12 protein-coding genes are annotated in these 13,921 nt (G+C 63.8%); 7 read left to right on the forward strand and 5 right to left on the reverse strand.

All coding sequences use genetic code 11. The features are described 5' to 3' along the window. Window positions 1-165: 165 nt before the first annotated feature. Window positions 166-1,299: a nitronate monooxygenase gene (locus ABIB73_RS33020; RefSeq protein WP_354231035.1), complete on the reverse strand. Its 1,134-nt coding sequence runs from the start codon at window positions 1,297-1,299 to the stop codon at window positions 166-168. Between the two features lie 269 nt (window positions 1,300-1,568). Here ABIB73_RS33020 and ABIB73_RS33025 point away from each other — a divergent pair, with 269 nt between their 5' ends. From ABIB73_RS33025 to yghU, 3 genes are all read left to right on the forward strand, one after another. After that, window positions 1,569-3,227 carry a flavin-containing monooxygenase gene (locus ABIB73_RS33025; RefSeq protein ID WP_354231037.1) on the forward strand — a complete coding sequence of 553 codons (1,659 nt, stop codon included), beginning with the start codon at window positions 1,569-1,571 and terminating at the stop codon, window positions 3,225-3,227. Window positions 3,228-3,402: 175 nt separating this feature from the next. Beyond that, a complete protein-coding gene (locus ABIB73_RS33030) occupies window positions 3,403-5,079 on the forward strand; it encodes a methyl-accepting chemotaxis protein (RefSeq protein ID WP_354231039.1) in 1,677 nt (558 codons plus the stop codon). A 102-nt stretch (window positions 5,080-5,181) separates the two neighbouring features. After that, on the forward strand, window positions 5,182-6,057 hold the full coding sequence (gene yghU, locus ABIB73_RS33035) for a glutathione-dependent disulfide-bond oxidoreductase (RefSeq protein WP_354231041.1): 876 nt from the start codon (window positions 5,182-5,184) through the stop codon (window positions 6,055-6,057). A 181-nt stretch (window positions 6,058-6,238) separates the two neighbouring features. Here yghU and ABIB73_RS33040 read toward each other — a convergent pair whose 3' ends face one another. Continuing rightward, a complete protein-coding gene (locus ABIB73_RS33040; RefSeq protein ID WP_354231043.1) occupies window positions 6,239-6,856 on the reverse strand; it encodes a flavin reductase family protein in 618 nt (205 codons plus the stop codon). 170 nt (window positions 6,857-7,026) lie between these two features. Then, a complete protein-coding gene (locus ABIB73_RS33045) occupies window positions 7,027-8,301 on the reverse strand; it encodes an acyl-CoA dehydrogenase family protein (protein WP_354231045.1) in 1,275 nt (424 codons plus the stop codon). A 464-nt stretch (window positions 8,302-8,765) separates the two neighbouring features. Here ABIB73_RS33045 and ABIB73_RS33050 point away from each other — a divergent pair, with 464 nt between their 5' ends. Then, a complete protein-coding gene (locus ABIB73_RS33050; protein ID WP_354231047.1) occupies window positions 8,766-10,001 on the forward strand; it encodes an ATP-binding protein in 1,236 nt (411 codons plus the stop codon). Between the two features lie 100 nt (window positions 10,002-10,101). Here ABIB73_RS33050 and ABIB73_RS33055 read toward each other — a convergent pair whose 3' ends face one another. After that, window positions 10,102-10,479, reverse strand: coding sequence for a VOC family protein (locus ABIB73_RS33055; protein ID WP_354231049.1), 378 nt, complete (start codon window positions 10,477-10,479; stop codon window positions 10,102-10,104). Between the two features lie 132 nt (window positions 10,480-10,611). Further along, a complete protein-coding gene (locus tag ABIB73_RS33060) occupies window positions 10,612-11,391 on the reverse strand; it encodes an SDR family NAD(P)-dependent oxidoreductase (protein ID WP_354231051.1) in 780 nt (259 codons plus the stop codon). Window positions 11,392-11,569: 178 nt separating this feature from the next. Here ABIB73_RS33060 and ABIB73_RS33065 point away from each other — a divergent pair, with 178 nt between their 5' ends. The 3 genes from ABIB73_RS33065 to ABIB73_RS33075 are packed head-to-tail and all read left to right on the forward strand — an operon-like array spanning window position 11,570 to window position 13,725. Beyond that, window positions 11,570-12,361, forward strand: coding sequence for an enoyl-CoA hydratase/isomerase (locus tag ABIB73_RS33065; RefSeq protein ID WP_354231053.1), 792 nt, complete (start codon window positions 11,570-11,572; stop codon window positions 12,359-12,361). After that, entirely contained in the window at window positions 12,358-13,344 is a 987-nt protein-coding gene (locus ABIB73_RS33070) for a phosphotransferase family protein (RefSeq protein WP_354231055.1), read from the forward strand. The genes ABIB73_RS33065 and ABIB73_RS33070 overlap by 4 nt, the downstream gene beginning before the upstream one ends. 3 nt (window positions 13,345-13,347) lie before the next feature. After that, a complete protein-coding gene (locus tag ABIB73_RS33075; protein ID WP_354231057.1) occupies window positions 13,348-13,725 on the forward strand; it encodes a DUF6285 domain-containing protein in 378 nt (125 codons plus the stop codon). Window positions 13,726-13,921: the final 196 nt, after the last annotated feature.

Below are 13,921 nucleotides of genomic sequence, written 5' to 3' on the forward strand. Positions count from 1 at the left end.
GCCAATCCATCATCGCCAGAGAATCACATTCCACCAGCATTCGGACAGATTTACCTGGCACGCTGCCAAAAAAATCACACGCTCTGAGGTGCGAGGTCGGCGGCGACTTGCGCCGCCGAGCGAGCCTCGAAGGATAGGCCGCGGGCGCTACTTCGGCCACGGACATCACTCCGCCACCAGCGCATTCATGTGCTCGACGGCTTCGGCAAACTCTTCCTTGAATTCCTGCACCACGGCACCCGCCGACTTGACGCTGTCGATCAGGCCGACGCCCTGGCCGACGAAATAGCTGACGAGGTCGCGCGCTTTGGCGTTGCCGCTCGCCGCCGCGCGGTCGATCGAATTGAAGGCGTCGCGGCTGATGATGCTTTGCAGCGGCATCGGCAACGCGCCCGGGCTTTCCGGCGCACGGTCCCAGGCATCGGTCCAGACCGAGCGAAGCTGCCGCGCCGGCTTTCCGGTGCGGCCCTTGGAGCGGATCGCGTCACGCGAGGAGGCCGCAATCATTTTCTCGCGAAAGATCTCCGTGGTCTCGGCTTCTACTGTCGCGAGCCACACCGAGCCCGTCCAGGCGCCGGCCGCGCCCATCGCCATGCAGGCGGCCATCTGCCGCCCCGTCATGATGCCGCCGGCCGCCAGCACCGGCACGTCGCGGATCGGCTTGATCGCCTTGATCACCTCCGGCACCAGCACCATGGTCGAGACCTCGCCGCAATGGCCGCCAGCTTCGGTGCCCTGCACCACGAGGATGTCGACGCCGGCCGCGACCTGGCGCAGCGCATGCTCCTTGGCGCCGACAAGGGCTGCGACCGGCACGCCGTGCGTCTTGCCCATCTCGATCATCGCTTTCGGCGGCACGCCCAGCGCATTCGCGATCAGCCGGATCGGATGATTGAAGGAGACCTCCAGCAGCTCCAGCGCGGTCTTCGCGTCAAACGGCTGCGGCTGGTTGTCGGCGACGTTGGTCGTCGTGAGCTCGATGTCGTACTTCTTCAGGAGATCGCGAGTGTAGTTGCGGTGCTCTTGCGGCACGCGCGCCTCCAGGCTCTTCCAGGTAACGTCCTTCTCGCCGGCGGTCGACATGTTTTCGGGAATCAGCACGTCGATGCCGTAGGGCTTGCCGTCGACGTGGTCGTCGATCCATTTCAGCTCGCGCTCGAGCGTCTCCGGCGTGTGCACGGTGGCGCCCAGCACGCCAAAGCCGCCGGCGCGGCTGACGGCGGCAACGACGTCGCGGCAATGGCTGAAGGCGAGCAGCGGGAACTCGATACCCAGCATGTCGCAGATCGGCGATCTCATGGCTCTCTCCCGGCGGCGGCCGTCGCGTTGCTGTTGTTGCTTTGCATTGTTGTTTTCTTGGCGAAGGCCGCCCGACGCTAGCCCATCGTCGCCTGCGATGCCAAGCCGGATTTGGTCGCGCATCTTGCGTGCAGGCGCCACGTGCCGCGAGGAGCCATTCCGTCGCGCAAAATAAGCGGAGCAGGGGCGGCCGATAACCTCTTGCGCTTTCGCGAGCGTCAGAGAATGTTGGTGCACAACAATAGAAAACAACGAGGGAGCGCCAGTCGATGTCGTCAGCGCAAGCGAGTCCGGCCCCAACCACGGAAGCGTACGACGTGGTCGTCGTCGGCGCAGGCTTCGCCGGCATGTACATGCTGTATCGCCTGCGCGGGCTCGGTTTTTCGGCACGCGTGTACGAACAGGGCGGCGGCGTCGGCGGCACCTGGTACTGGAACCGCTATCCTGGCGCACGCTGCGACGTCGAAAGCATGCAGTACTCCTATTCGTTCTCGGAAGAGCTCCAGCAGGAATGGGACTGGAGCGAGCGGTACGCGCCGCAGCTGGAGATTTTGAAATACGCCAACCACGTCGCCGATCGATTTGATCTGCGCCGCGACATCCAGTTCAACACCCGCGTCGAGCGCGCCGTATTTGACGAGAATGCCAATAGCTGGTCGGTGACGATCTCTGACGGCAACACGGTTCAGGCGCAATTCATTGTGCTGGCCACCGGCTGCCTGTCCAACGCGCGCAAGCCGGACATCAAGGGTCTCGAGAATTTCAAGGGGCCGATCTATCACACCGGTAACTGGCCGCATGAGCCGGTGGACTTCACGGGTTTGCGCGTCGGCCTCATCGGGACTGGGTCATCGGGCATCCAGTCGGCGCCGATCATTGCCGAGCAAGCGAATCATCTCACCGTATTTCAGCGCACCGCGAACTTCTCGATTCCCGCCCGCAACGGCGCGCTGACCGAGGAGGAGCGCAATGCGTTCCGCAAGAACTATCCGGAGATCCGCCGCTTCGCCCGTGAGGTCGCGCGCAACGGTATCTATGCCGAACAGCCCGATCGCGGCGCTCTCGACGACAGCGAGGATACCAGGCGCTCTAAATTCAAGGCGCGTTGGGATCGCGGCGGGCTCACTTTCATGTATGTCTACAACAATCTTGGTCTGGATCTGGCCGCGAATGACACCGCTGCCAACTACGTGCGCGGCAAGATCACCGAGATCGTCAGGGACTCCGCGACTGTCAAATTGCTCCAGCCGAACAGCCATCCGATCGGCACCAAGCGCATCTGCATCGATACGGATTACTTCGCGACCTTCAACCGGCCGAATGTCTCGCTGGTCGACATCAAGACCAATCCGATTGAGGAGATCACCGCGAACACCGTGCGTGTCGCGGGTACGGACCACGAGGTTGATGCGCTGGTGATGGCGACCGGCTTCGATGCCATGACCGGATCGGTCGCGAAGATCGACATTCGCGGCCGCGGCGGGCGGACGCTGAATCACAAATGGGCGGAGGGCCCGAAAACCTATCTTGGCTTGATGACCGCAGGCTTTCCAAACCTCTTTGTCATCACCGGGCCTGGCAGCCCGTCGGTGCTGTCGAACATGATCGTGTCGATCGAGCAGCATGTCGACTGGATCGCCGATTGCCTCACCCACCTGCGCCGGCACGGCCTCGCCACCATGGAGGCGGACGGGGACGCCGAAGACAAATGGGTCGCCCATGTCAACGAGGTCGCTCATGGCACGCTCTATCCGCAGGCCAATTCCTGGTACATGGGCGCCAACGTTCCGGGCAAGCCGCGCATCTTCATGCCCTATATCGGCGGCGTCGGCGTCTACCGGCGGATCTGCGACGAGGTCGCGGCGAAGGGTTATGAAGGGTTCGTGTTGGAAGCAGCAGTGCAGCCACGCAAGGTGGTGACAGGCTAGATCGCAGACACCACCGAAACGCGACCCTGGATACATCGGCAAAGCGCGCCGGCATCGATGCCGCGCGCTCAACATTTCAGCGCTCTTGTCCGGCGAAACGTAATTATTCGGTAAGCCGCCTCCATTACAACGAACGCGCGCAGGCGCGGAATGACTATCTGGAATGGAGAGTGCGATGGCTTGGTTCAACAACATGTCTGTTGGGCGCAAGCTGCTGCTTACATTTTCAGCAGTCGTGCTGCTGGTCGTGGTGCTCGGCACCTTTGCCCTGAGATCGCTGTCCGACCTGCACGGCGCGGCGCGCGAGCTGTCCGGCAACTGGCTGCCGAGCGTCGACAAGGCGCGTGGGCTGCAATACCAGATCGCCCGCATCCGGACCAACCAGCTGTCGGTCCTGATGGCGAAGGAGGGCGATCGCGAGGAGATTCGCCAGACGCTGCGCAAGATCGAGCAGACCGTGACCGACAGCCTCAAATCCTACGAGGCGTTGGTGACCTCGCCGGAGGAGCAGGCCGCGCTCAAGCGCCTCAGCGCGCACTACGCCGCCTTCCTGGAATCGGACAAGGCGCTGGATATGCTGGGCACCAATCCCGACGGCGCCAGGGACGTTTTTTTCGCCGGTAGAAATCAGTTTCGCGAGCTGCTCGAGGACGCCGACAAGCTCGTGAAGGTCAACACCGATGGCGCCGGTCGCTCGGTCGCCACTGCGGAATGGACCTACGACAATGCGCGCGCCGTCATCATGATCGTACTGCTGGTCATGATGGCGCTCGCGGCTGCGGCGGGTTTCGTGCTGCGCTCGGCGATTGCCAAGCCGCTGCTCGCGCTCGACAAGGCGATGGGGCGCCTCGCCCAGAACGATACCACGGCCGAAGTGCCCGCGACGGCGCGGCGCGACGAGGTCGGTGCCATGGCCCGCGCGGTGCTCGTGTTCAAGGAAGGTATGATCGCGGCCGATCAGATGCGCGCGCGTCAGGAGGAGGAGCGGCAGGCGAAGGAGCGGCATGCTGCCTACATCATGGAGTTGGCGCAGGAGTTCGATGCGGCGGCAAGCTCCGCCATCGGCGGCGTGGCCGATGCGGCAGGCCGCATGCAGGTGACCGCGGACGGCCTGTCGTCGACGGTCGGCCAGACCGGCCAGCAGGCCATGACGGTCGCCGCGGCCGCGCAGCAGGCCTCGGCCAATGTGCAGACAGTAGCCTCGGCGGCCGAGGAGTTGACGTCCTCGATCCACGAGATTTCCCGGCAGGTCGCGCTCGCTTCCCAGGTCAGCCACAAGGCGGTGGAGCAGGCCAACCATACCAATAACATCGTCGGTGGCCTCCAGCAGGCGGCACGCCGCATCGGCGAGGTGATCGACCTTATCAACCAGATCGCCAGCCAGACCAACCTGCTCGCCCTGAACGCGACCATCGAGGCCGCGCGGGCCGGCGACGCCGGCAAGGGTTTTGCCGTGGTCGCCAACGAGGTGAAGAGCCTTGCCGCGCAGACCTCGCGGGCGACCGACGAGATCAGCCAGCAGATCAATTCGGTGCAGCAGGCGACCGCGCAGGCGGTCGACGCGATCACCGCAATCGGCGGCACGATCCAGGAGATCAGCCAGATCTCCACTACGGTCGCCTCGGCGGTGGAAGAGCAGGGCGCGGCGACACAGGCCATTGCGCGCAGCGCCGAGCAGGCCTCCGCCGGCACCGGCACGGTGACGCAGAACATCGAAGGGGTGAGCCAGTCGGCGCGCTCCGGCGGCGGCGCTGCGCAGGAGATGCTGTCCGCGGCCACGTCGCTGTCGCGCGAGGCGCAATCGATGCGCTCGCTGGTCCAGGACTTCCTCGGCAAGGTCAAGGCTGCATGACGCCGGGCTGAGGCCCGCGCCCCGCGCAGACCGGGCGGGCCTTGTCATTGGCCGTTTGCGGGCTAATTAATGCACACGCATCTTCCCGCCGGAGCCCCTCGCATGACCGACACCCCTTACGTGCCGCCCAAGGTCTGGACCTGGAACAAGGAGAATGGCGGGCAATTCGCCAGCATCAACCGTCCGATCGCCGGCCCCACCCACGACAAGGAACTGCCGGTCGGCAAGCATCCGTTCCAGCTCTACTCGCTGGCGACGCCGAACGGCGTGAAGGTCACGGTGATGTTCGAGGAGCTACTGGCCGCCGGTCACAGCGGCGCGGAATACGACGCCTGGCTGATCAAGATCGACGGCAACCAGTTCGGCAGCGGCTTTGTCGGGGTCAATCCGAACTCGAAGATTCCGGCGCTGATGGATCGCAGCGGGCCGACGCCGATCCGGATCTTCGAGTCGGGCGCGATCCTGGTGCATCTTGCAGAAAAATTCGGCGCTTTCCTGCCGACGGGCGGCCAGGCGCGGGCGGAATGTCTGTCCTGGCTGTTCTGGCAGATGGGCAGCGCGCCGTTTCTCGGCGGCGGCTTCGGCCACTTCTATGCCTATGCGCCGACCAAGATCGAATACGCCATTAACCGCTACGCCATGGAAGTGAAACGGCAGCTCGACGTGCTCGACCGTCGTCTTGCCGATAACGAATATCTCGGAGGCTCCAACTATACGATCGCCGACATGGCGACCTGGCCCTGGTACGGTGCGCTCGCCAAGGGGCTGGTCTACGGCGCCGGCGAATTTTTGTCGGTGCAGGACTACAAGAACGTGCAGCGCTGGACCGACCAGATTGCCAAGCGTCCCGCCGTGAAGCGCGGCCGCATGGTCAACCGGGTCTCCGGCGATCCCGCCAGCCAGCTCCACGAGCGCCACGACGCCAGCGATTTCGAAACCAGGACGCAGGACAAGATCGGGGAAGCAGCCGCGTCATAGGCGGTGCCGCTTCACCTCGCCCCGCTTGCGGGGAGAGTTCGGAATTCAAGCGTAAGCTTGAATTCCGGGTCAGAGGGACTCTCCGCGCGTCCAACTGTCGCCGTCCCTGCGGAGACTCCCCCTCACCCCAACCCTCTCCCCGCAAGCGGGGCGAGGGAGCGCACCTACGCCGTGGCGCGATCTACTTTCCCTTGGCCCCTTCCGCCGCGGGAAACACCACGCGGTCATCGGTGCGGCAGTAGCGGTCGGCGAACATGCGGCCGATCGGGTGGTAGCGGTCCATGTGTACTCGCATCGCCTTGTCGTCCCACAGTTCGTCGCGGATGTAGAAGTGCAGGCCTTCGCCCATGATGAGCTGGCGGTCGCCGTTGACGTTGATGATCTTCCAGGTCTTGCACTCCATCGCCCAGGGCGTGTCGGCAAGCCGCGGCACGGCGATCGTCCTCGACGGCGCAAGTTTTAGTCCGAGATAGCCGGGCTCGCCGATCTCGGGCGGGAAGTCGCCGCTACTCTCATGCATCGCGCGCGCCAGCGGCTCGTCGGCGATGTTGACCACGAACTCGGAGGTCGCCTGGATGTTGGCGAGCGTATCCTTCTCCTCGCCGTTCGGCTTCCGGTTGACCGCGAACATGCAGAGCGGCGGATCCTCGCAGAACACGTTGAAGAAGCTGAACGGCGCGGCGTTTACCACGCCGCTCGGGCCGACCGACGTCACCCATGCGATTGGCCGCGGCAGCACAAAGGACGTCAACACCTTGTAGCGCTCGCGCGGCGTGAGGTCGCTCGGGGTGTAGTCCATGGTGACTCCTGTGAGGTCTTCGCCTTTCCCCGCCTGCGGGGAGAGGCCGACGCGCGGAACGCGCGGCGGGTGAGGGGGAGTCTCCACGAGTCCAGTTGTCACCGTCCTCGCAGAGGCTCCCCCTCATCCCGACCTTCTCCCCGCAAGTGGGGAGAAGGGGAAGAAAGACCTTACGCCATGCTCAGCTCGTGGCGACCCACCACCATCCAGTGCACCTCGTCCGGACCATCCGCAAAGCGCAGATGGCGGACGTCCTGATACATCTCCGCAAGCGGCGTCCAATGCGAGATGCCGGTGGCGCCGTGCATCTGAATCGACTGGTCGATGATCTTGCAGGCGCGCTCCGGCACCATGGCCTTGACCATGGAGACCCAGACGCGAGCTTCCTTGTTGCCGAGCACGTCCATGGCTTTCGCGGCCTTGAGCACCATCAGCCGCATCGCCTCGATCTCGCAGCGCGCCTGCGCGATGATCTGCATGTTGCCGCCGAGGTGGGCGATCTTCTTGCCGAAGGCTTCGCGGGTCAGGCCACGCTGTACCATCAGGTCGAGCGCCTTCTCGGCCTTGCCGATGGTGCGCATGCAGTGATGGATACGGCCGGGTCCAAGGCGGAGCTGCGAGATCTCGAAGCCGCGGCCTTCGCCGAGCAGCATGTTCTCCTTCGGCACGCGCACATTGTTGAATCGCATGTGCATGTGGCCGCGCGGGGCGTGGTCCTGGCCGAACACGTACATGGGGCCGAGCACCTCGACGCCGGGCGTATCGCGCGGCACCAGGATCTGAGACTGCTGCTTGCTCGGCGCCGCATCCGGATTGGTCTTCACCATCACGATGAGGATCTTGCAGCGGGGATCGCCGACGCCGGAGATGTAATACTTCTCGCCGTTGATGACCCACTCGTCACCGACGAGTTTTGCGCTCGTCGAGATGTTCTTGGCGTCGGAGGAGGCGACGTTCGGCTCGGTCATGACATAGGCCGAGCGGATCTCGCCGTTCATCAGTGGCTTCAGCCACTTCTCCTTCTGCTCCTTGGTGCCGACGCGCTCCAGCACTTCCATGTTGCCGGTGTCGGGCGCCGAGCAGTTCATGCTCTCCGATGCAAGCGGGCTCTTGCCTAGCTCGGAGGCGATATAGGCATAGTCGAGATTCTTCAGGCCCTGGCCGGTCTCGTCATCGGGCAGGAAGAAGTTCCACAAACCTTCCTGCTTGGCCTTGTTCTTGGCCTTCTCGAGCACCTCGAGCTGCTTCGGCGTGAAGCTCCAGCGGTCTTCCTTGGTCTCGCCGGCCTTGGCGAACTCGATCGACATCGGCTCGACGGTGTCGCGGATGAACTTCTTGACATGATCATAGAGCGGCCGGACCTGGTCCGACATGCGGAGGTCATTGAGCTCGTCGCCAGGATTGAGCGTGTAGTTGGTGGTGCGGGGTATGTAGGCGTGTTTCATTGTTGTTCCTCCCGTTTCGGATCAGCGGCGTTGCCGTCAAGAATAGACGCAGCGCGGTCAAAGCGCGAGCGTGCATTTTTCACGCGATCTATGCCATGCGATGGAATATCGCGAGGGCGTTTGAAATGTTGTTTGAACGGCCCGGCTGACCGCTGCAATTTCCGCTGTCATCTCCCGACTTGATCGCGCGATCCAGTACTCCGAGGCGTCAGTCCATTGAGAAGCCGTGGCGTACTGGACCCACCGCGCATCGCGGGGAATGACGGCGGTACGTGTGGCTAGTTCGACAGCCGGCGCATCGCGCAGATACCGAGGTCGCGGAGGTACGCGAGATAGAGCTTGCCGCCGGTCTATTGCTCCTCTTGCCGGTTCCGGACTGATTCAGCCTATTTCCGGGGGATATTGGGACTTTTACGTCGCGCCCTAACCGGCTAACCTGCTGCTCGCGCAAAGGGAGAGTATCCATGAGTTCTTCCGTCGTACGCGAGGTGCAGTTTCCAAAGCAGCCGGCGCTGCAATTGATCTACGACACGGCGCCGATCGGGCTTGCCTATCTCTCGCCGGACTGCCGCTATTTGCAGATCAACCAACGCCTCACCGAGATTTGCGGTATCTCGGTCGAAGGCCATCTCGGGCGTACGGTGCAGGATTGCGTGCCCGGGCTCGCGTCCGCCGTCGAGGGCATCGTTCGATCCATCATGGAAACCGGCGACCCCGTCACCGGGGTCGAGGTCTACGGCCAGCGTCCCGGCTACAACGACGAACGCTGCTGGATCACTCATTGGCATCCGCAGCGCGGACCCAATGGCAACATCGTCGGCGTCAATGTTGCGGCGGAAGAAATCACCGAACGCAAGCGCAGCGAACGGGAGCTCCGCAGCGCGCGCGACGCGGCCGAGGCGGCGTTGCAACGTCTGAAGGAGGCTCAGGATTCGCTGGTGGAGGCGGAAAAGCTTGCGGCTCTCGGACGCTTGGTGGCGGGCGTGGCACACGAGATCAACAGCCCCGTCGGCACCAGCCTGACGGTCACGTCGGCGCTCGAACGCAAGAGGGTAAAGTTTGCCGCGGAAGTCGCGCGCGGCGGCCTGAAGCGGTCAAGCTTGAATGAATTTCTCGCAGTCGTTCAGACGGCATCGTCGCATCTGGCCGACAATCTTGCCCGCGCGGCGGAACTGATCCAGTCGTTCAAGCAGGTCGCGGTCGATCAAGACTATCTCGAGCGTCGCAGCTTCGATCCGGGTGAGCTAACGCGACAGGTGGCCGCGAGCCTGCAGCCGGAATTGGGGAAGAGCGCTTTGGCGCTCAATGTCGAATGTCGGCCCGGTCTGGCAATGAACAGTTATCCCGGTCCATACGTGCAGGTGATGACCAATCTGCTCATGAACGCGGTTGTGCACGCGTTCCCGCACGGCACGAGCGGTACGATCAACGTCGAGATTCGCACCAGCGGCCAGGATGATATCGAGATCGCCATTTCCGACAATGGCTGTGGTATGAGCGAGGAGCTTCGCCGGCAAGCCTTCAATCCGTTCTTCACGACGCGTCGTAGTGAAGGCAGCATCGGCCTCGGCCTGCACATCGTCCATAACATCGTCTTCAATCGGCTGGGCGGACGTATCAGCCTCGAAAGCGCGCCGGGCGAGGGGACACGGATTTGGATGATCGTGCCGCGAGTCGCGCCTGAGGCAAGCGATACCTGATGAGCATGTTGCGCGTCGATGACCGGGACATAGGCGAGCGGAATCGACGCCGTCCTTCGGACGGCCATGCCCGGCCATGACGGCGCTGTGAGTGCTCCGCTCACACCATCCGATGCATCGCGCAAATCTTGTTGCCGTCGAGGTCGCGCAAATAGGCGAGGTAGAGCTTGCCGGCCGAGCCTTCGCGGATGCCGGGCGGGTTCTCGCAAGTCTTGCCGCCGTTGGCGAGGCCTGCCGCGTGCCACGCGTCGACCTGCTCCGGCGAGTTGCAGGCAAAGCCGATGGTGCCGCCGTTCGCTGGCGTCGCTGCTTCGCCGTTGATCGGCTTCGACACCGAGAACACGCCGGTCTTGGTAATGTAGAAAATGCGATGGCCGTCGACCCTGGCCGGCCGCACCTCGAGCGTGCTCAGCAAATTGTCGTAAAAAGCCTTGGCCTTGTTGAGGTCGTTGGTGCCGATCATGACGTGGGAAAACATCTGCCCTGTCCCCTTTTGCGCTTACGAAATCAGATATCGTAGGGTGGGCAAAGCGCAGCGTGCTCACCACGATAATCGAAAATGTCGTTGGTGGGCACGGCGCAAGAGCGCCTTTGCCCACCCTACAAAAAATCAAAACGCTGTATAGCCGCCATCGATCACGAACGTATCCGCGGTGTGATAGGACGACGCCTTGCTCATCAAATACACCGCGATGCCGCCGAAATCGCTGGCCTCGCCGAAGCGCCGCATCGGAATCCGCGGCATCACGTTGGCGACGAATTTTTCGTTGGCCATGATGCCGGCGGTCATGTCGCTCTTGATCCAGCCGGGCAGGATCGCGTTCGCAGTGACGCCGTGGCGCGCCAGTTCGACGCCGAGCGCGCGCACCAGCGCGTTGATGGCGGCCTTGGTCGCGGCATAGTGCTCGTTGCGCGCGGTGCCGAAGATCGAGGCGAGGCTCGAGGTCGCGACCAGCCTGCCGAAGGGATCGCCGGCATTGGCGCGCTCGGTCATGTGTTTCGCGGCGGCCTGGAACGCGTGGAACACGCCGTCGAGATTGGTCGCAAACATCGTGCGCCATTCTTCTTCGGTGCGCTCGATGAAGGAGCGGCGTCCGCCGCCACCGATGCCGGCATTGGCGAAGCAGCCGTCGACCCGGCCGAAAATGTCGAGCGTCGCCCTCATCGCGGCATTGACCGAGGCCGGATCGGTGACGTCGCAGACGCGGCTGTCGACCTTGCCGGGCAGGCCGGCCATGCTCGCGGCAGCGGTTCTGTTCTTGTCAGCATTGCGGCCCCAGATCGAAACATTGCACCCCTGGCCGGCGAGCGTCTGCGCGATGCCGAGCCCGATACCGCCATTGCCGCCGGTGATCACGGCGACGCGGCCGGAGAGGTCGAAAAGGTTCATGGCGCGTTTCCTGTTCTCGGCATGACGCGCGTCAGCCGGTGCGCGCAAGATCATGCGATATGGCGGTGGGGTATGCTTGCGCCACCATGGACAAGACCGCGCCAAAAATCAAATATGCGCCCCGGCAAACAAATTCCGGTCTGCGAAACTGACGCTGGCCGCAACCGACGAGGAAACGATGCAGTTCAAACACGTCACGCTCGAATTCGACGGACCGGTGGCCGTCCTCAAGCTCGACCATCAGGAGGTCATGAACGCGGTCTCGATGGACATGCTGGGCGGCCTGTCGGATGCACTCGATGCGATCGAGGACAAGCGCGACGAGGTGCGCTGCCTGGTGCTGACCGGCGCGGGGCGCGCGTTCTGCACTGGCGCCAATCTCCAGGGCCGCAACAACCAGACGTCGGGCCGCAGCAATGCCGGCCAGTCGCTGGAGATCGGGTTTCACCCGTTCCTGCGCCGCTTGCGCCGGCTGCATTGCCCGATCGTGAGCGCCGTCAATGGTCCGGCCGCCGGCGCCGGCATGAGCTTCGCGCTGATGGGCGACATGATCCTGTGCGCGCGCTCGTCCTATTTCCTGCAAGCGTTCCGCCGTATCGGCCTCGTGCCGGATTGCGGCTCGACCTGGCTGCTGCCGCGGCTGATCGGCAAGGCGCGCTCGGTCGAATTGTCGCTGATGGGTGAGCGATTGCCGGCCGAGAAGGCGCTGGAATGGGGCCTTATCAACCGCGTCCATGACGACGGCGTGCTGATGGAGGAAGCGATGAAGCTCGCGCGCGATCTCGCCAATGGTCCGACCATCGCGCTGTCGCTGATCCGCAAGCTCTATTGGGACAGCGAGGAAAATTCGTTCGAAGAACAGCTCAACCTCGAATATGAATCGCAGCGCATCGCGGGCTCGACCACGGATTTCAAGGAGGGCGTGACTGCGTTCCTGGAGAAGCGGCCGGCGCAGTTCAAAGGCAAATGATCGACGCGGAGCTTTCCCGCAGCGTCGCGCGGTGGTGCCGGGGCTCAACCGGCGTCGCCAGCACGGCAAGATTGTCGGGCGGCGCCAGCCAGGAAACCTGGCGCTTCGATATCGTGCATCCCGACGGGCCGATCGGCGCGATCCTGCGCCGCTCACCCAAGGGCTATGGCGCCGCGCCGACGCGCGCGGCGGGTCTTGCGGCTGAAGCTCAGCTGATGCAGCTCGCATACGAGGCCGGCGTGCCGTCGCCGCGTGTGATGCACGTGCTGACGGGCGAGGACGACCTCGGCACCGGCTTCATCATGCAGCGGGTCGAGGGCGAGACCATCGCCCGCAAGATCCTGCGCGACGACGAATTCGCCGCGGCGCGGCCGCATCTTGCGCGGCAGATCGGCGGCGTGCTGGCCGGCCTGCATAAGCTGCCGTTGTCGAAATTGCCCGAGCTGCGACGCATGACGGCGATAAAGGAGATCGGTGAGTTCGAGCGTGACTATCGTAGCCTGAATTGGCCAAAGCCGGTGTTCGAGCTGGCGCTGCGCTGGCTGCGCGACCATGATCCCGGCCCGTCGGTCGAGGAGACGCTGGTGCATGGCGACTTTCGCAACGGCAACCTTATCATCGGCGCCGATGGCGTGCGGGCGGTGCTGGACTGGGAGCTCGCCCATCTCGGCGATCCCATGGAGGATCTCGGCTGGGTCTGTGTCAACTCCTGGCGTTTCGGCGAGATCGACAAGCCCGTCGGCGGCTTTGGCTCGCGCGAGGAGATGTTCGCCGGCTACGAGGCCGCTGGCCGCAAGGTCGATCCGTCGCGCGTCAAATTCTGGGAAGTGATGGGGACACTGCGCTGGGGCATCATGTGCGGCGGCATGATGCAGCGTTTTCGCGAAGGGCCTGACCATTCCATGGAGCGCGCGATGATCGGCCGCCGCGCGTCCGAGACAGAGATCGATCTGCTGCGGCTGCTCGCGCCGCGCGGGAGGTGACACATGCAGGATGAACCGACCCCGACCGAATTGACCAAGTCGGTCGCCGATTTCCTCCGCAACGACATCACGCCGCTGATCTCCGGTCACCAGGCGTTCAAACTGCGCGTCGCCATCAACATCCTCGATCTCGTGACGCGGCAGTTGACGCTGGCCGAGGGGAGCGATGCGAAGGAGGTGGAACGGCTGCGTGCGTTGCTTGGCATGGATGGCTCGGTGGGAGATTTGAACGGGGCGCTGGCAGAACGCATCGCCAAGTGTGACGTCGACCTCACAACGCCGGGCCTCGCCGCACATCTCTGGCAAACCACGATGGATAAGCTCGCCGTCGATCAGCCGAACTACGCCTCCTACAAGCGCGAGCTGTCGCGAGGCGAGTAGATGCCGCCACACTGTCTGTCATGGCGAGCGCAGCGAAGCAATCCAGAGTCGTTCCGCGGGTGCAGTCTGGATTTCTTCGCTGCGCTCGCAACGACGGTGTTGAGGCAGGCGCGCTACTCTCTCCACCGTCATTCCGGGGCGTCGCGTAGCGACGAGCCCGGAATCCAATTATCCGCAGTCTCTGAAGCCCGATGGA

Origin of the sequence: Bradyrhizobium sp. F1.4.3 (assembly GCF_040548375.1) — a bacterium.
Taxonomy (GTDB): Bacteria; Pseudomonadota; Alphaproteobacteria; order Rhizobiales; family Xanthobacteraceae; genus Bradyrhizobium.

Excerpts from the sequence above, each read along its gene's own strand:
- ABIB73_RS33020 (WP_354231035.1), bottom strand. The coding sequence starts at position 1,299 with ATGAGATCGCCGATCTGCGACATGCTGGGTATCGAGTTCCCGCTGCTC.
- ABIB73_RS33025 (WP_354231037.1), top strand. The coding sequence starts at position 1,569 with ATGTCGTCAGCGCAAGCGAGTCCGGCCCCAACCACGGAAGCGTACGAC.
- ABIB73_RS33030 (WP_354231039.1), top strand. The coding sequence starts at position 3,403 with ATGGCTTGGTTCAACAACATGTCTGTTGGGCGCAAGCTGCTGCTTACA.
- yghU (WP_354231041.1), top strand. The coding sequence starts at position 5,182 with ATGACCGACACCCCTTACGTGCCGCCCAAGGTCTGGACCTGGAACAAG.
- ABIB73_RS33040 (WP_354231043.1), bottom strand. The coding sequence starts at position 6,856 with ATGGACTACACCCCGAGCGACCTCACGCCGCGCGAGCGCTACAAGGTG.
- ABIB73_RS33045 (WP_354231045.1), bottom strand. The coding sequence starts at position 8,301 with ATGAAACACGCCTACATACCCCGCACCACCAACTACACGCTCAATCCT.
- ABIB73_RS33050 (WP_354231047.1), top strand. The coding sequence starts at position 8,766 with ATGAGTTCTTCCGTCGTACGCGAGGTGCAGTTTCCAAAGCAGCCGGCG.
- ABIB73_RS33055 (WP_354231049.1), bottom strand. The coding sequence starts at position 10,479 with ATGTTTTCCCACGTCATGATCGGCACCAACGACCTCAACAAGGCCAAG.
- ABIB73_RS33060 (WP_354231051.1), bottom strand. The coding sequence starts at position 11,391 with ATGAACCTTTTCGACCTCTCCGGCCGCGTCGCCGTGATCACCGGCGGC.
- ABIB73_RS33065 (WP_354231053.1), top strand. The coding sequence starts at position 11,570 with ATGCAGTTCAAACACGTCACGCTCGAATTCGACGGACCGGTGGCCGTC.
- ABIB73_RS33070 (WP_354231055.1), top strand. The coding sequence starts at position 12,358 with ATGATCGACGCGGAGCTTTCCCGCAGCGTCGCGCGGTGGTGCCGGGGC.
- ABIB73_RS33075 (WP_354231057.1), top strand. The coding sequence starts at position 13,348 with ATGCAGGATGAACCGACCCCGACCGAATTGACCAAGTCGGTCGCCGAT.